At 39.7% G+C, this 24,403-nt stretch carries 19 protein-coding genes; 8 read left to right on the forward strand and 11 right to left on the reverse strand.

Features of this window, described 5'->3' with window-relative positions; all coding sequences use genetic code 11:
- Positions 1–18: 18 nt before the first annotated feature.
- From porN to IFO69_RS06210, 8 genes are all read right to left on the reverse strand, one after another.
- On the reverse strand, positions 19–840 hold the full coding sequence (gene porN / locus IFO69_RS06175; RefSeq protein WP_192009206.1) for a type IX secretion system ring subunit PorN/GldN: 822 nt from the start codon (positions 838–840) through the stop codon (positions 19–21).
- 52 nt (positions 841–892) lie between these two features.
- Positions 893–2,494 (reverse strand): type IX secretion system motor protein PorM/GldM, encoded by a 1,602-nt coding sequence (gene porM / locus IFO69_RS06180; RefSeq protein ID WP_192009207.1) that lies wholly within the window; start codon positions 2,492–2,494, stop codon positions 893–895.
- Positions 2,495–2,531: 37 nt separating this feature from the next.
- The gene (porL, locus tag IFO69_RS06185; RefSeq protein ID WP_192009208.1) at positions 2,532–3,344 is read right to left on the reverse strand and encodes a type IX secretion system motor protein PorL/GldL; all 813 of its coding nucleotides are present in this window, start codon (positions 3,342–3,344) and stop codon (positions 2,532–2,534) included.
- 55 nt (positions 3,345–3,399) lie between these two features.
- Positions 3,400–4,494 carry a T9SS ring complex lipoprotein PorK/GldK gene (gene porK / locus IFO69_RS06190; protein WP_192009209.1) on the reverse strand — a complete coding sequence of 365 codons (1,095 nt, stop codon included), beginning with the start codon at positions 4,492–4,494 and terminating at the stop codon, positions 3,400–3,402.
- Positions 4,495–4,610: 116 nt separating this feature from the next.
- Positions 4,611–5,588 (reverse strand): PorP/SprF family type IX secretion system membrane protein, encoded by a 978-nt coding sequence (locus IFO69_RS06195; RefSeq protein WP_192009210.1) that lies wholly within the window; start codon positions 5,586–5,588, stop codon positions 4,611–4,613.
- An 80-nt stretch (positions 5,589–5,668) separates the two neighbouring features.
- Entirely contained in the window at positions 5,669–6,442 is a 774-nt protein-coding gene (locus IFO69_RS06200) for a uroporphyrinogen-III synthase (protein WP_192009211.1), read from the reverse strand.
- 46 nt (positions 6,443–6,488) lie between these two features.
- Positions 6,489–7,637, reverse strand: coding sequence for a DUF4271 domain-containing protein (locus IFO69_RS06205; RefSeq protein ID WP_225444025.1), 1,149 nt, complete (start codon positions 7,635–7,637; stop codon positions 6,489–6,491).
- Positions 7,600–9,324 carry a BamA/TamA family outer membrane protein gene (locus IFO69_RS06210; protein WP_192009212.1) on the reverse strand — a complete coding sequence of 575 codons (1,725 nt, stop codon included), beginning with the start codon at positions 9,322–9,324 and terminating at the stop codon, positions 7,600–7,602. The genes IFO69_RS06205 and IFO69_RS06210 overlap by 38 nt, the downstream gene beginning before the upstream one ends.
- Before the next feature lie 50 nt (positions 9,325–9,374).
- Between IFO69_RS06210 and hemW the strand changes: the two genes are divergently transcribed.
- The gene (gene hemW / locus IFO69_RS06215) at positions 9,375–10,499 is read left to right on the forward strand and encodes a radical SAM family heme chaperone HemW (RefSeq protein WP_192009826.1); all 1,125 of its coding nucleotides are present in this window, start codon (positions 9,375–9,377) and stop codon (positions 10,497–10,499) included.
- 23 nt (positions 10,500–10,522) lie between these two features.
- Positions 10,523–10,837 (forward strand): DUF721 domain-containing protein, encoded by a 315-nt coding sequence (locus IFO69_RS06220; RefSeq protein WP_192009213.1) that lies wholly within the window; start codon positions 10,523–10,525, stop codon positions 10,835–10,837.
- Between the two features lie 17 nt (positions 10,838–10,854).
- Here IFO69_RS06220 and IFO69_RS06225 read toward each other — a convergent pair whose 3' ends face one another.
- Complete coding sequence (locus IFO69_RS06225; RefSeq protein ID WP_192009827.1) at positions 10,855–11,571, reverse strand: DUF4197 domain-containing protein; 717 nt, start codon at positions 11,569–11,571, stop codon at positions 10,855–10,857.
- 81 nt (positions 11,572–11,652) lie between these two features.
- On the opposite strand from IFO69_RS06225, the gene IFO69_RS06230 reads away from it, so the two are divergent.
- The 6 genes from IFO69_RS06230 to IFO69_RS06255 all read left to right on the forward strand — a co-directional run bounded on the left by IFO69_RS06230 (position 11,653) and on the right by IFO69_RS06255 (position 18,866).
- Positions 11,653–13,713 carry a GAF domain-containing SpoIIE family protein phosphatase gene (locus tag IFO69_RS06230; RefSeq protein ID WP_192009214.1) on the forward strand — a complete coding sequence of 687 codons (2,061 nt, stop codon included), beginning with the start codon at positions 11,653–11,655 and terminating at the stop codon, positions 13,711–13,713.
- 34 nt (positions 13,714–13,747) lie between these two features.
- Positions 13,748–14,092: an STAS domain-containing protein gene (locus IFO69_RS06235; protein WP_192009215.1), complete on the forward strand. Its 345-nt coding sequence runs from the start codon at positions 13,748–13,750 to the stop codon at positions 14,090–14,092.
- Positions 14,082–14,498, forward strand: coding sequence for an ATP-binding protein (locus IFO69_RS06240; protein ID WP_192009216.1), 417 nt, complete (start codon positions 14,082–14,084; stop codon positions 14,496–14,498). Before IFO69_RS06235 ends, IFO69_RS06240 begins: the two co-directional genes overlap by 11 nt.
- A 91-nt stretch (positions 14,499–14,589) precedes the next feature.
- Positions 14,590–16,608: a peptidylprolyl isomerase gene (locus IFO69_RS06245; RefSeq protein ID WP_225444026.1), complete on the forward strand. Its 2,019-nt coding sequence runs from the start codon at positions 14,590–14,592 to the stop codon at positions 16,606–16,608.
- Between the two features lie 55 nt (positions 16,609–16,663).
- Complete coding sequence (locus tag IFO69_RS06250; protein WP_225444027.1) at positions 16,664–17,473, forward strand: peptidyl-prolyl cis-trans isomerase; 810 nt, start codon at positions 16,664–16,666, stop codon at positions 17,471–17,473.
- Positions 17,466–18,866 carry a peptidylprolyl isomerase gene (locus IFO69_RS06255; protein WP_225444028.1) on the forward strand — a complete coding sequence of 467 codons (1,401 nt, stop codon included), beginning with the start codon at positions 17,466–17,468 and terminating at the stop codon, positions 18,864–18,866. The genes IFO69_RS06250 and IFO69_RS06255 overlap by 8 nt, the downstream gene beginning before the upstream one ends.
- Before the next feature lie 68 nt (positions 18,867–18,934).
- On the opposite strand, the gene pheS is transcribed toward IFO69_RS06255, so the two are convergent.
- Both pheS and IFO69_RS06265 read right to left on the reverse strand, forming a co-directional pair.
- Positions 18,935–19,963, reverse strand: a complete 1,029-nt coding sequence (pheS, locus tag IFO69_RS06260) for a phenylalanine--tRNA ligase subunit alpha (RefSeq protein WP_192009219.1) — start codon at positions 19,961–19,963, stop codon at positions 18,935–18,937.
- Between the two features lie 99 nt (positions 19,964–20,062).
- Positions 20,063–24,391, reverse strand: coding sequence for a hypothetical protein (locus IFO69_RS06265; protein WP_192009220.1), 4,329 nt, complete (start codon positions 24,389–24,391; stop codon positions 20,063–20,065).
- Positions 24,392–24,403: the final 12 nt, after the last annotated feature.

Consider the following 24,403-nt stretch of genomic DNA (forward strand, 5'->3'; position numbering starts at 1 on the left):
TTTTCTTCATCCGAATGACTACCATTCCCAAAGACTATTCTCAAATTCCAGAAGGTCATATTCAAACTTTAAACCATCTAAGAAGGCCTGCAATTCTGGAGTGGCATTGTTAGGGTCTACCATGTCCGCAATCAATGCATCATCCGCATTTGAATATTTCCTGACCACTGACCTGAACAATCTCAAATCAAATGCTTGGCTATAAGATAAGTCTTTAGAAGTATTACTAAAGTTGATCCACTTCGCTTCTGGATGGTTCTTAAAATACTCATAGAAGTCTTTGTACCTGATATAGGCAATTGTCTTCTGACCAGCATTAGAGTTGGTCTGGGAAGGCATCACCAAATGAAGGTATTTGATATCAAACTTTACTTGGGAATGATGCTTATCAAACAAGAAATCTTCTTTAAAGTCCAAATAATAGATATTTTTCACAAAGATACTGTCACCATTGGCTGCTATCCAGAAATTGGTCTGAAAATCAGCAATGGAAAGAGGCTCTTTAAATTCCTCATCTGCAAATACTTCCAATGCATTTTCTTCCACAACTGCTTTGTAAATACTGTTGACAATACCGTTTTGCTTGGTATCACCTGTACCATAAAGCGGATGGTTGAATTTTTCCCTTAAGTCAATTCTTCTCCAAACCCCAATTTGATACATTTTATCATCTTCCCGAATGGGGTGGGCCGAGAACACAGTATCCACTTCAAACTGTCTGTCGCCGCCACTGGTTGGATCGACACTGGTCGCACCAACCTGAGCATTAACCGTTCCACCCAAAGCGGAAATGATCAACACTAATAATGCTCCAAGGAATTTTACATGTAGTATTTTCATAACAATATCTTTTTCTCCTCAAATGAAGGCCTCTTAATCAAAACGCTCTGAATTACTTTATTGGTATCCTGATGATTTCGTTTTGCGTACTTTTAATTTTGTTACCTCTAAAATTGGTTCTTGTTATCTCAGTAACCTGAATTACCAAAGCGTCACCACTGCGCGCTGCTGCAAGCAGACTTCTAATGGCCACATTCTCTCCGGATATATTCACCTGATCCCTAGGAACCTCATTTCTTAGCAATTTCACAACTCCACCTGTAACTTCAAAATTCGCGTCTTTTGGCATTGTTCTGCCAAAAGTTGGTTCAGGAACAGCTTTTATTAATAGCTGAGATGGACCTGGAGCAGGATATGGAGTACTTAGATCAATTGCGCCTCGAGCATCGAAGGGTCTGATCGTAGGAGCTGGAACTGGTCTGATGTCGTATGTCTTGGTACCAATTTTGGCTCCACCACTACTTACTCCAATATTTACTTTACCAGAGTTACCCGGAATAATAGTCACATCACCCGGTTTACTGCCCTTGATGGCTTGTCCGTTGCTCACAGCAAACTCAGGTGCATAACTGTTACCTAAAGCAGGCACTTTGATGCTCAATTCATTGGCACATTCCGCATAGAGCTGCTGAATGGCCTCTGCGGTTACTTCGATGGTAGGATTGGCCACAAAGTAGTCGTAATCTACTGACAACACTTTATCTTCTCCTCCTACATTTACCATGATTTCCCCTTTCAAGGTTCTCTTCGCAAGGCCTCTGTCATCATAACTATCAGCAGGCCCTACAGGAAAACTAATTTTTCCAAAGCCATTCTCTACTGGAATCTCTCGTCCATCTGCCGTCATTTTTGGCTGAACAGAAGAGGATGCAGAAGCGATGAACAAACTACCTTCAAATTTGGTCCCTGCTGCTACAATATTGGAGTTAGCCGAAACGGTTGCTTCGAAGATATCCGACTTCATATAGAAAGACCCCAATGACTGGGACAATTCAGACAAAGCCTCACTCTCAATATTCAATACCTCATTTTCATATTGACTGATAATTGCCAATACAGCCCCTAAGGGGGATTTAACAAAGTTTAAATTAACGAAGTCCTTGTATCTAACGTCCGGATCATTCTTGAATAGGTCAATTTCTTCAGCATCCTTAGCGATTTTCTCGAACTCGAGTGGAACACCTATTTCTTTTAAGATGGCAGATACCTCTTGAGGATAAGCATTTAGCTTCTCCTGCATTTCATACCCCTTCTTATTATTGTTAAAGATATTACCAGCAATATCCGTGTTTTTCAAGGCACTGTTTTTAAACTGCCCTTCATCATTGATCGCATTGGATGTGGTGATAAGGTCCTGCTTCAGCCCTTCCAAATAGTTAAAGATTTCGGAGGTCTTTTCCCTGATTTGCTCAGCAGCCTTCACTTTGGGCACATCTTTGGCATTATTGCCTTGCTCATCAACAATTGACCGTATATTGTCTACTGTCTTGACATTTTTTAATCTATAATTCTTGGAAGTTCTTTCCAAGCCATCGTTCAGAAGAATAAACTTCTGAAGGATCTGATTACTTACTTGTAGCGCCAGCAGAGCGGTCAGAACGAGATACATCATCCCGATCATCTTCTGCCGTGGCGTCTCTTTACCACCGGCCATATATCCAGTTAAATTTTAGTTCTACAATAAATTTAAATCAACCTTTCATGGCGGTCAACATGCCACCATAAATGTTGTTCAACGAGCTAACGTTTTTGTTTAATTTAGCCAATTCGGCCTTGAATGTTTCAGTTTCTTTACCGGCTTCATTCAAGCCTTCCATAGCTGCTGTCACGTTAGAGTAGAACTTATTAAGAACTTTCACATGACTGTTAGCGTCTTGTAATTCCATTTCATACACTGCGTTCAATGCAGAAAGGTTTTGGGTTACAGAAACTACCTGATCACGGTATTCCTTTGCTTCTTGGGATGCAGAAGACATTTCTGTCAATGCCGCAGCAGTTTTACTGTAAGATTGGTTAATATCAACTAAAGTTCGGGATGCTGTTTTTACATTTTCTGCGTATTCGGATGTCGCTACTGCTGCATCTGCCACGGTGCCCATTTTTTCAGTAGACTTGGCCAAATTCTGAAGACCTCTACCTAGATTTTCAATAAGATCAGAACCTATGTTTCCATCTTCTAGCATTTTGTCCAACTTCTGAGAAACATTATCACTCGCAACCGCTGCAACCGCTGCCTTACGAGGTTTTGCTGGCGCAGCCTCATCAGCAAGTTCAGGGTAAACTTTGCTCCAATCCACTTCTTTAGCTTTGGGTTCAAAAGCAGATAAGAAGAAAATCAAGGCTTCGGTGGAAAGCCCTACTCCAATCATTAGGGAAGCAAATGGCCAATCTAGGATTTTGAACATGGCTCCTAGAATAACTACTGCGGCACCAATCCCATAAATCTTTGGCATAATCGTGCCATAAAACTTATGAGCAAATGAATTTTCGTTGTTTTTTGACATAGGTAGTAAAAGTATAGTTAATTAATGTGTGTGTGTGTGTGATTTAGTGTAGTGATTAACGTCTTCTTCGTCTTGATGCTCTTACGTCCATGGAACCGGATCTACCGATAAAGGTCATCACCGTTCTAAAACCGATGTGGGCAGTCTTGACATCTTGGTATTCATAAGTTCGTGTACTGGTTTCAAGATAATGGGCAATATCTTTCCAAGAACCTCCACGAACCACTTTTCTTGATTCATTTTCATCTTCATACTTCGGGTCCAGATCCCAAGTCAAAGCACTTCCAGCCGGATTGTAGGCATCTTCTACCCATTCAGCAACATTACCTGACATGTTGTAAATACCGAAGCCATTTGGAGCATAAGTATCAACAGGGGCAGTATAGGCAAAGCCATCATCGATGTAATTACCTCTACCAGGTTTAAAGTTGGCCATCAAACAACCTCTTCTATTTTTTAGATATGGACCTCCCCAAGGGTACTTTGCAATTTCTTTACCACCTTTGGCAGCATATTCCCACTCAGCCTCTGAAGGAAGTCTGAATCTTGGCATATCGTATTCCGACTTATCGTTGGCATTCATGTGATAAGTCTTCCACTCACAGAATTTTTTGGCTTGTTCCCAAGAAATACCAACTACTGGGTAATCATCAAATGCAGGATGTTCAAAATAATACTCCATCAACGGATCTCCATAGTGGTGGGTGAAACTTTGGGACCAAACAGTGGTATCCGGAAGTAATTCATCGATATTGAATTGAGGAGGATCTTTTAAGGTAGTAGGTGTGGACAGGGCAAGCTCCCCCATTCTTACAGCTTCCAAAAATTGACGATACTTATTATTGGACACTTCATACTTGTCCATATAAAATTCAGATATCGTAACCTGCTTGTTCAAAGATGACTTACTTACGGCGATATCTTCATCAGCCTGTCCCATCCAAAAAGTCCCCGCTTTCACCGGAACCATTTCGTGTGGTAGAGTTTGTTGCCAGCCCGATCGGTTTGGCACACCTGTCACCTCACCTGAGGCGTTGGCCTTTTCACTGGCAGATCCCTTACTACCAAAAAGACCACAGCCTTGTAGAAGCACCGATGCTGCCAGCACCATTACTCCCGTCAAATACCGTGAGTTCATTTTCTTGTACATATATGACACTTTAGTTGACAATTCCTGAATTACTTGATTAACGTCGATTTACCAAGATCGAAATTTAACAGAAAATACTAAAACAAAGCAAAAATTAGGAAAAATTTAATCCTTCCTTAATACCTAAATCGCGGTGTTCTTTGTATGATCTTTTGTACTTTTCTCGTTACTGATGGTAAATTATACGACAACATAAATTCGTGCGAACTAGGGGCTTTTGCCTCATTCCCACCAACTACCAAATCAAACGCATACCCTAACCTTAGGGACCTATCTCTTAACAATTGATATCCAAATAATACTGACAAGGACTCTTCCCCTCTATATGCCAATCCGCCACTAATCCTATCATTATGTGTGGCTATAACGCTGACATCATATGAAAAATTATTAAAACCTACACTTTTCACCAATATACTTGGGTCAAAAGTCACTTGTGCAAACGTACTTATTCTATATCCAACCTGCAAATAACTATGATTGTTTAATTGATTATCAAATGCGCCATTTCCGAAATCAAAGGTAGGCTCATTAATATGACGGGAACTAAGTCCTACATAATACTTTGTAGTTTCATACAATAATCCAGCTCCAAAATTAGCACTCATTTGACTCTCATCCCCGCCCATAGGAATACTTGGGTCAGGATTGACTACATCTATCTCATCATATTTTATGGTGCTTGAAAACACACCTCCAAACACACCTAAGCTAAGCGTCCCTCTCCTTAACTTACGATGATAAGCCAAAGATAGATTGATATCCTGATTAGTAGTTGGACCAATATCATCATTTGTAAATGACAAACCCCAACCAAAATTCATTGTTGGGATTCTACCACTAGCGGTAAGTAACTGGGTGGTAGGGGCTCCTCCTTGCCCGGTAGAGGTGCTGTAGCCTAGCCATTGACTCCTGTGTAGTGCTGAAAATCTATATCCACTTTTTTGGCCTGCATAAGCAGGATTATAAAAAAGCCCATTATACATGTATTGTGTAAACTGGGCATCTTGCTGCGCCATCACTGACGAACTGGTAATTATTCCAAGGGATATGCTTGAAAAAAGTATAAAACAAAGGTAAATTCTCTTTTTCATGTGTATTAAAAGTATATTATCCTCAATATATCTAGTCTACACAATTATAATCGAATTTACCTTATAAATGTTGAGTTTTTTTAGACGTTATTTACTTTTTTAATATATAACTCCAGCGCCCCCGTCATACTTGGTGCATTAGGCATTGGTGCTTCTATATCCAAAGTAAGTTCTTGATCCCTTACACTTTTTGAAGTCGTTGGTCCAAAAGCGGCTATTCGGGTAAACCCCTGCTCAAAATCCGGAAAATTATGGATCAAAGACTTGATTCCAGATGGGCTATAAAACGCCAAAATATCATATTTGATATCCTTCAAATCTGACAAATCCGCAGCTACTGTGTGGTAAATTATCGCCTCTGTGAATTCTATGTTATTTTTTGCCAGGTACTCTGGGATATCATCTTTTCTGATATCAGAACAAGGGAATAGATATTTTTCTCCCTTGTGCTTTTTGAAATAATCAAATAGGTCGGCTGCAGTTCTCACCCCAACAAAAAGCTTTCTTTTCCTGATCACAATGTATTTTTGCAAATAATGAGCTGTTTGCTCTGAAATGCAGAAATACTTCATATCAGCTGGCATCTCGATTTTAAGCTCATGGCAGATACTAAAAAAATGGTCAATGGCATTTCTACTCGTAAAGATGACTGCGGTATGCTTTAAAATATCGATTTTCTGCTTTCTAAAATCCCTGATAGAAACCGGTTCTACCTGAATGAAAGGTCTAAAATCGATTTTGAGATTGTACTTTTCGGCCAACTGAAAGTACGGAGACTTTGCGTCTGAAGGTCGAGGTTGAGAAACCAAAATACTCTTCACCGGCCGAAATCTGTCTTTGGTAGATTTTGTCATATTGTCTTTTTTCTACTTTTGTTTTCTCTAGTTGATTTACCTGAGATCAGCCCATGACTATCTTTACAATCAATAGAAATGGAACCATTTCAGAGGTGCAAAGGTAAGAAAATAAATGGTAACTTTTAAAAGGCACTTTTTTTAACATTAAGTAAAAAAGTCTAAAAATGCCCAATAAATAAACTAAAAGAAACAATGTCACCGCATAATTCATTATCTGGTCCATAGCGGTGGTGCCTTGCAAATAAAATCCAAAAATCACTACAAATAAAAACAATAACACAATAAGAAGGCCTCGAACTAAATAAAAGAACTGACTGAAATCCAGTCGATCAAGTTGATAAATCACCGCAAATAATTTGATCCAAAAATATTTAAGGAATGACAAAACCATGAAAATAGCCGTTCCCGATAGCCAGACCAAGAATAAATAATTTAGATTTCCCTCCAAAAATTCTTCTAGCAAAGGCACATCCATAAAATGGATGGCAGACATGATAAACAAGGAAACCAGCATGCTAAACACCAATAGATAAAACAAAACATCTGAGGAAAACACTTTTCCTCCACTGCTTGAGTCGGAAAATTCATCAGAAAAAACTGCTACTGGACGAAGTGCTGATTGGAAAACCAAGGGATAAGTCACTTTAAATATCGCTACCAAAGCCAATATCACGATCAAAGCCACAATCAAGAAGTCCTTCACTTCATCCTTTATCCTTAAAAGGTTCCCTTCTGCGTTTTTTCCCTCGGTCACCCCACTGGCTTTCTTAAAAATACCTTTCTTGATTGAAATGGCATCTTCATCAATTCCACTTTTATAGATCAACAACTCCACTTTGCCAAGGGAATCACTCTGTATCAACCCTTCAATCGTCTTCATAGAAGTAATGAAGTTGGTATCCGACTTGGTGTAAAACCAAAGTTTATCTCCTAAAAAAACAGCAGACTCCTTTGGCACTTGGATATCAAAAGAGGCTTTTGGGAAATCCGTAATGTCAAGTTCCACAGCCGCCATCACTGGAGAAGGCAGCAAACCGCCTTTGTGTTTTATACTTATTTTTGGATTATAATTCTCCAGTACTTGTCCTTGGACAGTCGCAACAATCAACAAACCAAAACAAAATAAAAACAGCCTTGCAAATAGCTTCATAAAATTAAAATCTTCCAATATATCCGAAATGGATTTTAGCATAGTTTATTCCCATCTTTTGTTCATTGGATTTTCCCATTCCATAGATAAATTGGAAAGTTCCTCCAGATATGTTTAAGCTTAGCCCCCCTCCTAAAGAAAGTGGATGGTTTACCACCCTCACTGATCCAACTGATGATTTTTCCAACCTTCCCACATCTACAAAAAGCAGAAAATAAGAGCTCTCTTCAAAATAAAACCTAGGCTCAAAATTAGCATAAACATATCGGTTTGTGAAAAAGAAATTCTCATTAAAACCCCTTATGCTCTTCAATCCCCCCAGGCGGTACATATCATTTTCAAGAATATTATCACTTGCAAGCTCTCCAGCTCTTAAGCGTCCCATTATTGTCATTCTGCCACTGAATTGCCAAAACTGTTCCACCGATATTTCCCCAAAAAACTGTAACGACTCCGCATCAATGTCATTGTAAAGCTCTTCTGGAATCCCGGTATTCTGAAGTACTTTTTTATTTCCAATTCCCCCTTCAGTAACAATCCTCAGCCCGCGTTTAGGCATTAGTACATCATCAAGGCTTACATACTGGAATGAAAGCCCGTAATTATGATAACGATAGTCTAAAACATCTGGCAAAGTCTCTCCCAATTCAGGTACTGATAACAAGTCTCCAGATTTCCATCTCGTAAAAAAATCCAAATATACCTTTGGACTCAACGGATACCCAAATCCCAACCGAAAGTCTCTATTGATAAAAGTCGTATCTTCCTTAAGCAAAAAAAAAGACGCGCTGAGATCAACAACTGACCCCAAAACCATGGGCTCCAAAGCGGATATTTCCAGATTTTGACTGTATTGGGTAAGGCGCTGCCAATGCAAAGAGTAATTTCTACCCCTCCCACTTACATTCATAAGACCCAAATCAAATTGTCCCGTCACCAATAACTTATTTTCCTCTACTTCATTTGGTAAAAAACCTATAATACCATCTATTGAATTCACCTTCCTTTTGGCCAAATATAGGTACACTGTCGCCTCACTGTTTTGAAAACTTATCTTGGGCGGTGCCAACAGTTTGAGGTAAGGGAGTTTCCGGATCACCTCCACTGCTTCCTCTACTCTTTTCTGAGAAAAAGGCTCTCCTTGAACAATATTCAGTTTTCTTTGAATAAAGCCTAACTTGACATTGGCATCTCCTATGACCTGTATACTATCAAATGTGATTCTTGGACCTTGCTCATAGTAAAGACTGGCCTTTAGTTGATTTTCAGATTGACTGATGCTATCCAAGCTGATCGATGAAAATGGGTAGCCTTGATTCTCTGCAATTGACAATATCCGGTCAAACATCCTGACCACTTTCTGATGTGAGACGGGCTTTTGATTAAATGTTTTGGGATCGTATCCTGCTTGGCTGAGTAAATGACCGGGCAGATTTCCCTTTCCCAGTTCCACCCAATGATATTGTTCACCTGTGTTGATAACCACACTTCTGGAACTATCATTCCAAATTGACCCCATCACATTTGCCATTAGAAAACCTTCTTCTTGCAATGCATGGATTTTCGATTTCACAAAGCTATGCCCTTCAAGAGAATCCCTAAAAAACTTCTCCCCTTCTTGAAAAGATGAACCCCGAACTTCATATTTCAACAAATAAGTTTTTTGCCCATATGCATTGGGGGCAAGAAGAAGATATACCAATAGGGATATAATGAATGTAACTTTCAAAAATGCTTACCGTTGATTTTGTCTATCTTTGTGGGATAAAAGTAATCATTTTGGCAGGAATTTATATCCATATCCCTTTTTGTAAGCAGGCATGTCACTATTGCGACTTTCATTTCAGCACCAACACCAAGTTAAAGGAAGAAATGGTGCAAATGATCTGCAAGGAATTGACCCTAAGAAAAGACTATCTGGGCAGTCAAACCCTGATCAAAACCATCTACTTTGGTGGCGGAACCCCTTCATTATTAAATGAAGCTGAGCTTTCAGCCATCTTACAAACCATCAACATACATTACAAGCTTGACTTGGAAGAGATCACCATTGAAACCAATCCTGATGACCTCAGCCAGAATAAGCTCCATGAACTTAAGTCATTGGGATTTGATCGATTGAGTATTGGGATACAAAGTTTTAGCAATGAAGTATTGAAGTTCTATAATAGAAGCCATAATGCTGAAGAGTCCAAAAAATGTATTCAAAGGGCCCGTAATACAGGTTTTGAGAAAATATCCATTGACCTTATGTATGGATTTCCTCAAGTCGATCATGATCTTTGGAAGTCGGATCTCATGGAGGCCATAGCGCTTGACCCAGGGCATATCAGCAGCTATTGCCTCACTGTAGAGCCTGGCACAGCGCTAGGTAACTGGTCCCAGAAGGGGAAATTTATACCTGCTTCTGAAGATTTTGGAGCGGAACAATTTGAGCTCATGCAGGATTATCTGGAAAAAGCCGGTTATGTTCAATATGAAATTTCCAATTTTGGAAAGCCCGGAGCATTTGCTATTCATAACACCAACTATTGGAAAGGCATTCCTTACTTGGGAATTGGTCCAAGTGCACATTCATTTGATGGAAAAACCCGACAGCACAATATTTCCAATAATGTCCAATACATCAAAGCCCTCCAAAAAGATCACCTGCTTTCTGAAAGAGACGAGTTAAGTCAATCGGATATTCTCAATGAATACGTTTTGACTTCCTTGAGGACCATTTGGGGGACTGACCTGCAAAAAGTAAAACGACAATTTGGGATAGACTTGTTGGCTTCAAAATCCACTGACATCCAGTTCTTCTTAGAAGATGGACTGATACAGATAGAAAAGGAAAATCTCCTATTGACCAAACAAGGAAAACTTTTGGCAGACTATATTGCTGGAAAGCTGTTTGTGTAAAATATACTTACTACCTTTAAGTTATGAAGAAGTACAAGGATTATAATCCACGTAAAAAGGAAATCACTCCACTAAAGGAAGCCTTTGAAGAGTTGCTCCAAGCCTATAAACTGAAAGACCGCTTTAACGAAAAAAAAATCGTCAGTGCTTGGACAGAAATGATGGGCAATTCCATTGCTTCCCGTACTTCCTCTATCTACGCGAAGAATAAACAGCTCTATGTAAAACTTAGCTCTGGCCCCATCAAAAAAGAATTGATGATGAACAAAAGCAAAGTCCTACAGATCATAGAGGATAAATTCGGCAAAGGCGCCATAGAGGATATTCATTTCTTATAGACACCTTCGCCAACTGATCAATCCTGAGCAGCAAACACCCTTTTGAGCAATGAACTGCTTCTTTCTAAAGGATTTTCGCGAATCGCTTTCTCTTCTTCAGCAATCAACTTAAACAATCCCTCTATTGCCCTATTGGTCACATAGGTATTTAAATCAGGATCCAATTTTTTTGAGGTGGTTGGAAAATTATTATAAGTGCTTACCAAATCCCCATAGTATCTTGTTGCTCCAACCTGATCAAGTGATTCCTGCACATGGGGCTTGAATAAACTTACTAATTGATCAGTTGTTGTTCTTTGCAAGTAACTGGTTGCAGCATCATCTTCACCTTTTAAGATATCCCAAGCATCCTTGATGGTCAATTGCTTGATCGCATTGATAAAAATGGGCTTCGCTTCTATGGCCGCATTTTCTGCTCCACGATTGATTGTAGTAATCACTTTGTCCATTTCAGAACCCAAACCTATCCTTCTCAAAGTTGACTCTACTTTTTGTACCTCATCCGGCAAGCCAATCCTAATCAAGTCATTGGCCAAAAAACCATCTACTGAGGATGCACTTTCCACTCCAGTCCCCACTCCTTTTACCAACGCTTCTTTCAGTCCATTGCTTACATCGGCTTCTGTCAAGCTAGCTTCTGTGGCTCCTTGAATAAATTTATTGACTTCCGCTGTGGTGCAGCTCATCATGAAAAATAACACTGCAAGTAGAAAAGAGCCAAATTTGTTTTTCATCATCATAGTTGGTTTTAATATCATTTTATTTCATTCAGGATATTTGAGCGACATTACGTATAATTGTGTAGCTTTTTATCAATGGTCAAACTTCCCAATATAAATATCGGAAAGATTATTCTCCTGGTGTCTATGCTCACCTGGTTGGGTTTGCTTTTTGTTGACCTACTGAGATTATTTGGCAAGGTCAACCAGATGAACCTAGGAATAGCTGAAGAAATCACCTATACGCTTGAAATTATCTTCTTCATCTTGGTCTATTTATTTTATTCAAGATCAATAGAACTTAATGAAAACAATAACTTCATCCAGCTTATATGGCGGGCTGCTTCCACCGGGATGATGGCATTAGGAACCTCCTTGTTAACGAGAGTATTCTATATCATCCTAGGAAATACCCGATTGTCCACAGATCCATTATTGGCAAATTTCTTTTACCATGTTAATTTTGGAATGATCACCATATTCCTGATTTCATGCACGCTGCTATGGAAAAAGCTCATTTTGTACCAAAAGAACAAGAACATTGTTCAGCAATGGCAAATATATGAAGTCATGCTTTTGGTCAGTATGTTTTATGTTTATTTTAACAAAAACAGCTTTGGCTCTACCTTCCTTTTTGGTCTATTATTGCTATTGATTTTGGGCATCATACTTTCAGTTAATTTAAAGTGGATTCCTTACCTTACATTTAAGGATAAATGGAAGTCCATCCTTTTCTTTTTTATTATTCTAGTCACAGGGACCTTCTTGTTTTTCCAAGTACTTGGGTACGATAATTCCAGCTATATTATAGTCAGTCTAACGGACAACCTTTTCCTGTTGGGGCTCTTTGGATTTGTCATCACCTATTCCCTTTTCAGCTTATTGGTCACGCTTTTCAATCTTCCAACTTCTTCGGTTTTTGAGCAGAAACTAACTGAGGCCATTAACTTTCAAAAGTTAAGCCAATCTATCCAGCCTGGGCAAAATGAAACCCAAGTACTGGATATTTTGATGGACAGCTGCATGAGTGCTGCCTATGCCGATGCAGCTTGGCTGGAAATTATGGATGACGACAAAAACTTTCAGACTTTGCACCAGAGGTTTATCACTAATCAAACCAGAAAGGAAGTTCGTGAGCTGATCCAGAAATCAAAATCATTCAGTGAATATTTGAACCAATTGAGCCAAACCTCCCAAGACTATGCCAATGGGTTTATTGAACATGAACTTTATAAGTCCGCGTTGATTATCCCCATCTGGGTTAATAAAACACTCTTGGGCAATATATTTTTGCTTAAAGAAGTTAAAAATGGCTTCAATAAGGAAATGCTTAACATCATGGTCACCTTTGTGGGCCAAGCCAGTATTTCCGTGGAAAACCACCGTTTACTGAACCAGGCTATCCGAAACGAAAGGTACAAGGAAGAGCTCAAAATTGCCCAAAGGGTACAAAGGAGCCTTTTACCTTCAGAACTGCACCATAATAAGGATTTTGATATTGTAGGTTTCTCTGAAGCTGCAGATGAAGTCGGAGGGGATTACTATGAGACTTTTCAGTTTGACAATCATCGTTTCGCTTTGATTATAGGGGATGTTTCAGGAAAGGGAACTTCTGCGGCCTTCAATATGTCTCAGATGAAAGGTGTCTTTCACAGCTTGGTACAGCTTGATCTCAGCCCAAAAGAATTCCTCACCAGAGCCAATAACGCTTTGAGCAGATGCCTGGCTAAAAACCATTTCATTACGACAACTTATTATGTTTTAGATACAGACAAAAAATCAATTTCCTTCAGCCGGGCAGGACATTGTCCTACACTTTATTATAGTAAGGAGCTAAATCAATCTTCATTTGTTTCATTGGAAGGAATGGGGCTTGGAATCGTCAGAAACAGAAAATACCCAAACTACCTGCATGAAAGGACTATACAATATGTTAGCGGAGACATTATGGTCATGTATACAGACGGAATTGTAGAGTCGAAGAACCAAAATGGTGAGGAATTTGGTTATGACAGGTTAAAAGAAGTTTTGAATCAAAATAAAGAGAATCAGCCAGAAATGATCAAAAACAACATCATTCAATCTGTATATGATTTTGTTGGAAAATCAGCCTTGCCTGATGATGACTATTCCTTAATGGTCATCAAATTCAATTAAGGAACATTAGCTGAACCTAAGCGTATAATCACATATGTTATCAATAGACAAACAAAAAGACATAGAGCACGTTACACTGATTTTGGATGGGCAGGTGGATGCCAGCAACTCTGTGGAGCTGGATGATGAGATCAAAGAAGTCTTATCTCTTAACTATAAAACCATCTTGGTGGATGGAAGTGGCCTGGATTACATTTCTTCTGCCGGCCTAGGTGTATTTATGTCTTATTTGGAAGATTTCGAAGAGAAGGATATTCAATTTTTAATCTTTGGTCTTTCGGATAAAGTGGCCAATGTGTTCCATATCCTTGGCCTAGACCAGTTGATCACCCTTAAAGCAAATAAAGAAGACGCGCTAAAGACCATAAATGAAGCATGAGCTGACCTTATATTGCGAAAAAAACAAGCTTGCGGAACTGAGGAATTTCCTTGACGCGGAGCTTTCTTCAGCCAAATTCTCAGAGGTTTTGAAAAACGAACTGATTTTGGCAGTGGAAGAGGTATGTGCCAATCGAATGATCCATTCGCATAGCTGCAACCCTTCCAATCACCTCAACATTAAGGTAAAGCAATTTGACCAAAGTATTATTTTTGAAATCATAGATACAGGGGAGCCTTTCAATATGCTTGACTACGTCGAACCCGACCTCAAAGAAGTTATTCGAAGTAAATCTAAAGGAAAGCTTGGAATCAGGCTCGTCAAACGAATCATGGACACGATTGAAATAGAAAGTACCCCCGCCAAACACATATGCCGATTGATCAAACAATTGAATTCCAAATAATTGTTAATTCTTTCCATATATCGGTATTGAAACCACACTTTCTTCATTAAAATTTGTAACATTGCATATTGTTTTTGGCATGCAAAATAAGATGAAAACTACATATCTGGGCTTTTTGGCCATGGGGATGATACTGGCTTGCTCACCTAAGACTCAGGTCAATCAAAGTACTTCTCCAAGTGATGAACCGCAGTATCTCCTTACCGTAGGCAACGAAAATGTTCCTGCAGAGGAATTTTTGCATATGCTGTCCAAAAACAGGGACTTTAACCAAACTGGAGAAAAGCTAAGCCCCGAAGAATTTGAGGAAAACCTAGCGCTTTTCATTGACTACAAGCTAAAAGTCAAAGAAGCTGAAGCTTTGGGCATGCATGAGTCAGAAGACTTTGTTAGGGAGTTTGGCACCTTCAAGGAGGATTTGAAGAAGCCCTATCTACTTGAAAACTCCCTTCAAGAAGGGGAACTGAGAAAAGCCTATTCCAGAATGCAGGAAGTCGTTCACGCACAACACATCTTGCTAAGGTTCCCTCCCAATGCCAGTAAAGAGGATTCCATTGCTGTCTTGCGAATGGCCATCAACTTAAAAGAAAAAGCTGAAGGCGGGGAAAACTTTGGTGAACTCGCCTTGGAATATTCCCAAGACCCTTCTGTCTCTACAAATCAGGGAGATTTAGGTTATTTTACTTCCTTGCAAATGGTTTACGCCTTTGAAGATGCCGTGTACCAGCTTCAAGAAGGACAGGTCTCTGATCCAGTACTGACCAGCTTTGGTTACCATATTATCAAGCTGATTGATCGAAAGCCAAACCCCGGTCAAGTTCGAGTATCTCATATTCTTGTCAGGACTGATCCAGCCGACCCTGTTTCAGAGGACAGGGCAAGACGTAAAATCACAGATATTTATACAGAGCTACAAAAAGACGATGTAAGCTGGGATGAAGTCTGCAAAGCCTATTCAGAAGACAATGCCACCAAAAACTCAAGCGGAAACCTTCCTTGGTTTGGCGTAGGAGCTTTTATCAAAGAATTTGAAAATGCCGCGTTTTCTTTACGTGAAGAAGGTGAGATCAGCGCTCCGGTAAAATCGCCTTATGGCTATCATATCATTCGATTGGAGGAGAAGAAACCCATTGCTTCTTATGAGGAAATGGAAGAAAGCCTTAAGTCCAAAATCTTAAGGGACAGCAGATCTGATCTGATTCAATCCCAAGTTATAGCTATTCAAAAGTCGAAATACAATTTTAAAGAAAACACCGCTATCATCAATGCCTCCATTAGTTCCATGAAACAAAGTAGCGGAGGAATCAGTAACGCACATCAAATTTTAGCAGATAAAAACCTGATGGACAGTACGCTTTTCACTATCAATGAAAAGCCAAAAAAAGTATCTGATCTGGTAAGCTTTATTGAGGCAGATGAAGTAGTTATCAAACCTTCCCAAAGAAACCAATTCAAAGCTTGGCTTGATAAGTTTATTGAAACTTCTTTGGCAGAAACCGAAGAGATGGATCTCTTGGCCAACAATGAAGACTATAGGCTATTGATCAAGGAATACCGCGATGGAATTTTGCTGTTCAATTTGATGAATGAAATGGTGTGGCAAAAGGCTTTAAAGGACTCTGCAGGTCTTCAAGAGTACTTCACAGAACATCAAGACCAATACCAATGGAAAGACAGGGTACAGGCTTTGATCATAAAAATCAACAAGACTTCTGTCAAATCGCCTGTTCAAGAATTCTTAACGGATAAACCTTACAATTCCCAGTTGAAAAGCGAACTCACGAATTACTTGGAAAAGGACCACTCTCCGCTTGAATTCAGCATTGATCAAGGAACTTATGAGTACGCTGACCATCCTGTATTGAAGAAAGCGGCTTTACAGAAGAAATTACAGCAGGTTACAGTAGACAATAAGACTTATATTGTCCTCTTGGGCGAGCAGTTCCCTGCTGGGCCAAAAGCATTAAACGAGACCAAAGGCAAGGTAATTCAGGATTATCAAGAATCTTTGGACCAAAACTTAATCAGTTTATTAAAAGAAAACTATATCATCCAGATAAATGAGGATGAGAAAAATAGAATTGCCGATATCGTCGTTACACAAAACTAAGCGTATCCTGATAGGGGTACTTTGCTTTTCTCTAACAGGTTGTCATTATTTCAAAATGAAAACGGAAGAAGAGGACAGCAAGGATAATCCTATTGTAGCCTCCGTGGACAATAACTATCTGCGAAAAGCAGATATGGAGTTCCTTACCAAGGAAACTACCAATCCGGAAGACAGTGCCAATTTGGCCAAGAGATACTTACAGTCCTGGATCAAGAAACAAGTAATGATCAGGGAAGCGGGCAAGAACATTACATTAAGCCAAGCTGAGCTGGACAAAAAATTATTGGATTATAAGTATGCATTGATCGTCTACGAATATGAAAAAGAATACATAGAAAAGCACCTTAACCGGGAAATATCAGAAGACGAGATCAATCAGTACTATAAGGACAACAAAGACAACTTCATTTTGAAGGAAATCATTGTTCGGGCCAATTACATCAAAATGGACAAAAGTCTTTCCCAGAATGCACAAGCCGAAAGGTTAATGAAGCGCCAAGGGGAAACTTCCAGCCAGGACTTGAGGGATTTGGCCATTAAATCCGCTTCCAACTATTTCTTGGAAGATTCCACTTGGGTAAATTTTGATGAAATCATTATCAATACGCCCTTGGCAGAGAACAATAACAAAGTTCAATTATTGACCCGTGGGAATAACCTGATCAAGGTAGAGGATGACGCGTTTAATTATTATTTCAAAATCTTAGAATATAAGCTTCAGGACCAAATTCCTCCTGTGGATTTTGTCAAAGATGAAATTTCTAAGATTATTATCAATAAAAGAAAAGTAACCCTTGCAGAAACACTACAAAACAATGTTTATCAAAGAGCACAGGAAAATAATGAGTTTAAAATATATGAGTAATATTACCAAAATAGTGGCAATTGGCTTGTTGTGCTTGGTATCCATGGGTCTCCGGGCACAGGACACAGACAGTACAAGTACACCAGCACCCAAACCTTCTGGGCAAGTCTTGGATAAAATCGTAGCCAAAGTTGACAATTACATCATTCTCGAATCCGACGTACAGAAAGCTTATCTTGAAGCCATTTCCCAATCCCAGCAAGGCTTTGAAGCACCATCCAGGTGTGATGTCTTCGAATCGCTATTGATCAATAAACTGATGGTGGCAAAAGCTGAAATCGACTCCGTAATCGTAACAGACGCTGAAGTGATCCTGGAAACCAACCAAAGGTTCAACATGGTACTGCAGCAAATGGGCGGAGATGAAGAAGCTTTGGTGCAAGCTTATGGAAAAACGGCCGAACAGCTAAAATCCGAAATCCACGACCTGATCAAAGAGCAGAAGATCATCGGTAAGATGCGTGCCAATATCACCCAAAATATGGCCGTATCTCCTGCTGAAGTCCGAAAATTCTATAATCAAATCCCTAGGGATTCCCTCCCGTTCTTTTCCCAGGAGGTTTCTGTAGGCCAAATTGTAAAAAAACCAGAGGCCAGTAGAAAAGAAAAAGATCGAGTGATCCAACAGCTGAATGACATCAAACAGCAAATCTTGGATGGTGAGACTGACTTTGCCACTATGGCCAGAAAATACTCAGAAGACCCCGGATCCAAAGCCCAAGGAGGTGATCTTGGCTTCTTTAGAAAAGGCGAATTAGCTCCCGAGTATGAATCTATGGCATTAAGCCTAAGACAAGGTGAAATAGGCGAACCAGTTGAGTCTCAATTTGGGGTTCACCTTATCCAGCTTTTGGAAATCAAAGGGGAATCATTCAATACCCGACATATCTTGATCAAACCTCGTCCAACTGAGGAGGACGTTAACCTTGCTTATAAAGAATTGGATAGCTTGAGAAACCTAATTGCTTTGGACAGTATTAGCTTTGCAAAAGCTGCCAAGGACTTTTCCGATGACAGAGGTACTTCTGATAACGGAGGCTTTTTCTCCGATCCTACCACTGGAGCCAACCGACTTAACTTGAGAACCTTGGAAGACCCTATCCTTTTCTTCACCTTGGATACCATGAACGTAGGCACTTTAAGTCAACCCATCAGGTATGAGCAGCAAAACCCAAGATCGGGAGAAGCTGAAAAAGCCGTTAGGTTACTCTTTTATAAGGATAAATATCCTGCTCATAGGGCCAATCTAGAGGATGATTATGAGAAACTCAAAGCTGCCGCCAAAAAGCAAAAAGAATCTAAAGCTTTAGAAGACTGGTTCAAAATCGCCAAAGAGGAAGTATTTATAGACATTGATCCAGACTATGACCGATGTAATGCACTCAAGGAGTGAAAAAGTTAAAAGCAACAAAAAAGGGAGCCAATCATTTAATTGGCTCCCTTTTTTGTTGGATATAACTCCTATAAAAACGGTTTAAACTGTTTCAGGAATCGAATGTCATTCTCTGTAAACAACCTCAAATCTTTGATCTGGTATTTCAGCATTGCGATTCTCTCGATCCCCATGCCAAAAGCAAAACCAGTATATTTCTCAGAATCAATACCACAGTTTTCCAAAACATTGGGATCGACCATTCCTGAACCACCAATCTCTACCCAGCCTGTTCCTTTACATACATTACATCCTTCTCCACCACAAAGCAAACAGGTGATGTCTATTTCAGCACTAGGTTCTGTAAATGGAAAATAGGACGGACGGAACCTCACTTTGGTTCCCTTCCCAAACATCTCTTTGGCAAAATGATATAACGTTTGCTTCAAATCTGCAAAACCTACATTCTCATCTACATAAAGTCCCTCCACTTGATGGAAGATACAATGTGCCCTTGCGGATATGGCTTCATTTCTAAAAACCCTACCTGGAGACAAGGTTCTGATGGGAGGCTTTTGGTTTTCCATTACCCTTACCTGAACAGAAGAAGTATGTGTTCGTAAGGCAATATCCGGGTTCTTTTCTATAAAGAAAGTATCCTGCATTTCCCTAGCTGGGTGATTCGGAGGAAAATTCAGGGCAGTAAAATTATGCCAGTCATCCTCGATCTCAGGCCCCTCTGAAAGGTTAAAGCCAATTCTTTCAAATATCTCGATAATGCGCTGCTTGGTTGATGTCAATGGATGAATTCCCCCTACAGGCACATTGGTGGCTGGCAATGTCAGGTCAATATCCGCAGATTTGGATTGGCTATTCCCAGCATTCACCTTATCGATCAATTCCTGAAACTTTGCTTCTGCCGCCTGCTTGACGCTATTTACCATCTGACCATAAGCTTTCTTTTGGTCATTGGGGATGTCACGCATGGCTGCAAATAGCTCTCCTACCACACTTTTTTTGCTAATATATCGCATTCTATAAGCTTCAAGCTCATCCGAATTACCGGCGTCAGCTTGTGCTATTTCTGCTTTTAATGCTTCGATTTTATCCTGATGCATAGAGATATTTCTGTTTTAGAAACGCAAATCTAAAAGATTATCATTTAATGACCACATAATAACGTGATTGGTTTCATTTTTTTGGTGTGCACGAAAGGGCTATTCTTGCTTCTTGTCTTTTTTCTTAGGCCCAGCCTCTCCTAATCCCAAGGAACCTTTGAAACCAGAAAGGGAAGTTTTCCACCAATAATTGAAAATAAACTTTCTTGTATCCCTTTCGAAATAAATGTTTGACTCTACAAATCGATTGAACAGCTTTCTAGGATTGTTACCTCTCACCGCAAAAGCATTCAAAACAAAATTCAGCATGGCCTTTCTGCCCCTTGCTTTTTCCAAAGTCCTGTCATTGAGAAGCTGCACTTTCAAGCCATTATAATAAAACTGCATTTTGCCAGTGGCCACATTCTCATCTGCATGAATTGACCAAGTAGACGGCCTGGCCATTCCTTCCCGAATCCTTAGAAAAGCGTTTCTTTCTAAAATGGTATTGATACTTCTCAGATCAAACTCACCCACCCTCACTTCCAAATCCATTGGGTAAGGTTCCTCATAATAGAGTACCGCATTGAGGTCAATTGGAGCACTATTATTAATCAAAGCAGATGCTTTCAAATTACTCTCTTCTATTCCAAATGAATCTCCTTCCTTTTTACTTAGGTGCAAAGGGGCTATAAAAGCCTGTAATGAATCAAACTGGATCCTGCCAGGCACCATTCCTTTTTCAGGAAATTCTTCATAAACCACCTTACCATTTTCCACTTTCAGGCAATCCAACTCCATTTTTATACCTGAGGATTTCATCAGCTTTTGGGGCATGGGTCGGTAGATATCCTCATTAAACGGAACCCTTTTATCCCTGAATACATGTATATCTGGAGACTTTACCAGCATTTGATTTGCCAAAATCTCCCTGCCATCCATCAATTCTTCAATATCAATTCCGTCAAAAACAATTTCGGGCAACTTCACCTTGACCACATCGGTCTGTGAGCCTACTTTTCTGACATATTCATACTGTCCATACCTTGGCATTAAGGTTACATCCTTTAGCACCATCTTATCATTGGACAACATCACCAATCCTACCTTCAAAGTATTCAAACTATCTGGCAGCTTGATCTCATAGTTAGGTAACTCCACGAGAAAGTCTTTGTTGAGGAAGATATGTTTATCAAATCCCGATGCTTGGGACAAATCAAAACTCAAATCGCTTAATGCAACAGTCAAACCTACATAACTCTGCTGACGACCTGTCGAATCCTCCTTTTCTTTGATCCTGAGCTTACCTCCCTCCAATTTAAAATCATCAATCTTAAGGCTTTTTACCACATCTTGAACAACCTGTTTATCATTCTTATTTGTGGCTGTCTCTACTCCTTTTTTGTCCAAGTACAAACTGATATCAGGTTGGTTCAATATCAATTGTTGAATATCAAAATCCCCTGTTTCTTGAAAACTCGTGAGGGATGTAGTTCTAAGGGTTACGTTTGGTATAAAAGCTTCAATAATAGGCTTTCCTGGTTTACCTTTCAAAGTAAGAGGGGTCACCCTTAGGTTATCAAACTGAATTTCTTCGCTCTTGGTATCTAGTTCTACTTTATTAAAACTGAGGGTATGGACACTATCGTTCAAGGCCAGGTTAAAGTCATCTATTTCAATGGACATGTTATTAAAAAAGCCAACAATGTCCCCTTGACTCAGTTTTGCCGAATCCAAAAGAAAACCTAAAAAAGATAAGTTTACACCCGTGCTGATCAGGGATCTTTCTTCTCCTTCATTACTGTGAATGGCATTAAATGTCGCATTGGAGGCCTCTACAGTATCTATGCTGATGACATCAAGTGTCTTGGGTAAATTCCTGCTTCTTCTAGCCGGACGCCTTCTTCCCAAGCTATCACTTTCAGTCCCCCTGTCAATATAAAGGTTAACCTCAGCATCTGCCAGCCTAACCTTAGACATAGACAAAGTGTTTTCAAAAAGGAAACGCTCCATATCCACACCCTTGAAGCTCAAGGTGGGAATATCAGCTCCTATGGCCACCTTTACACCCAAATCTCTTCTAGGTCTTAGCTGTACATTAGAAGTAATCAACTCATCGCTGGAAGAATTATAGCTGATTCGGTCCGCCCTCATGGTGTACTTGCCATTGGCCAAGTTAAATACATAGTTGTTCAAACTAATATCCAGTTCCTCCGCAAAAAAAGTTTCCGCCTCTCTGGGAGGGACATTCTTATCAATCAAAAACTTCTTTACCCTAATGGAAACGTCATTCTCAGCAAAGGTCTGGATCCTGTCACGAACAAAATTATCATACCCGATCGAACCTTCTATCACATTCACCGAATCAATTCTTACATAGGAAAAATAACTCGTCGCTAAATTATATAGGTCATTGATCTCTACTTTGTCCTGACTCTCCGGCCTGGCCATGTATCGAGTCAACTTGATGTCGGGTGATGGGATTTCCACCTGGCCCACTTCCAGAATACCATCAAAATAAGCTTTGGGTATATCTACTCCTCTGATATAAAACTCAGGTACATGCACTTCCATGACAGTACGTTTACCCAATTTCTGTAAGTTTTCTGCAATCTTATCAGGCTGCAAAGGTTCAAAACTAAACCCTTCTATTTTCAGGAATTTCTCCTTTGTATCCACAAAAATCTTATCTGCTCTAAAGAGGTGCAGGTCATCAGTTAGCTTCATCGCATAACCATCCAATTCCAACTGTAGTGCCTCGGCTAAAAACACTCTTGAACTTGAATCTTGCTCTATGGTTTCATCAACAGCAAAGTTTTCCAAGACCAGACTGGCCTTTCTGAACGAAACACTGTCCTTATTGATCTTGAGTCTATTATTCAGCACCATATCCCCATCAATCAGCGCCAGCCTTTCAATATAGATAGCCTTAAGATAATCCTTTGTTAGTTCTTTTATGGTCTGCCCCTCCATTCCCACATCGGACTTCTTTCGAATATTCTCAAATTGGACCGATGGGTTTCTGAGTACCACCTCTTTGATATCCAAAATACTTTCGCTGTACACTTTCTTTAGGTTTGCTCTCTCCAAGCTAAATTCAGGAATGGCCACTCTAAAAAGTGTAATGTCCTCCTCTACTTCTCGAAAGGGCTCTACTTTTGCCCCCACAACCATCACGCTATCATTATAAGAAGACACATAAACTTTATCCCCAGTGATCCAGTGGACATCATCGGCCAAAACTACCTTCACGGTAGATAGACTGAGCTCAGCATTTTCAGCATAAAAAAACTGCCCTTTCTTTTTCTCCTCATCTGGGCCAATATAGACCTGATCCATCTCAAAATCAATCTGCCCTGCTTCAATCCTGTTCTTATATTCGTCCTCTATCCCACGTTGCAAAAATCTTCCCTCTTTAATTTCAAGGCTGTCTATGCTGATAGATGCCAAAATATCTTCTATCAAAGGATACAAATCATAACCATCAATCGTTTTTTCACCAGCTTGGGAAGAAAGCTCAGAATAGACCAAAAACTCAGGCCGTTCTAACTTCAAACCACCTACTTCAACATCTGATGTATAAAAAACCTGGTTGATATCCGCCTCGGTCAGCTCCAAGTCTTGCAGTTTCATGCTATAATAGATGTCCTGTTTTTTGCTTAAGTCAGGTGTTAAGGTCACCTGCTTTGTCCTCAAATGATTGTCCAAAGAGGACACTTCTATCTCAACTGCCTTGAGAGTATGGACACTATCAGAAAGTAACAATTCAAAATTGTCCAAGCTAAAATCAAAACCCAGTGCATTAAACGGGGTCGGTTTTGACCTTGGGTTCAGTAAAAGTACTTCCTTGAGATGAAAATTAGTTTCTTCCGCCTTAATGGATTTTTGGCTCACAAAATTCTCTATCAGCAAGTCCGCCTGATCAATAAACAGATCCTGAATAATTATTTCGGTCAAATTGACTTTGGCCAAAGACTTTTTTATATCTTCTTGGAATTGATCAAATCTTGAGCTTTGAATGCTGTCAAGATCAGAAAACTCCTGCTTGGTCTGCATGGAAGGCTTCACAAACCTGATACTGCCTATAGTCAAAACCTCTTTGCTGAAGCTATAGCCAATGCCTTTAACCCCAATTTCAGGAACCTGTACATTATAGATTGCCTTTTGACCTACTGAATCCTCATAAGCCTTAGTGGGCTCCAAGGTAAACCCTTTGAAATAAAAGCCTCTTTGAAAAATGGAAAGGTTAAATCTATCAAAATTAACCTCATACTTCCCTTTGGAAGCTTCATCCACTTTGTTTTGGACGTAGCTTCTTAACAATAAATCCGAACCGAAATAGAGTCCAACTTGAAGAAAAACCAAAGAGAACAATGTTATGGCAAAAAATCGGATCAGTCTCCTCTGGGATTTTCTAAGCTTCTTTTTATTTGTATCCTTTTTTGCCATAAACAATCATAT

The organism is Echinicola arenosa, from assembly GCF_014841125.1.
Classification (GTDB): Bacteria; Bacteroidota; Bacteroidia; order Cytophagales; family Cyclobacteriaceae; genus Echinicola; species Echinicola arenosa.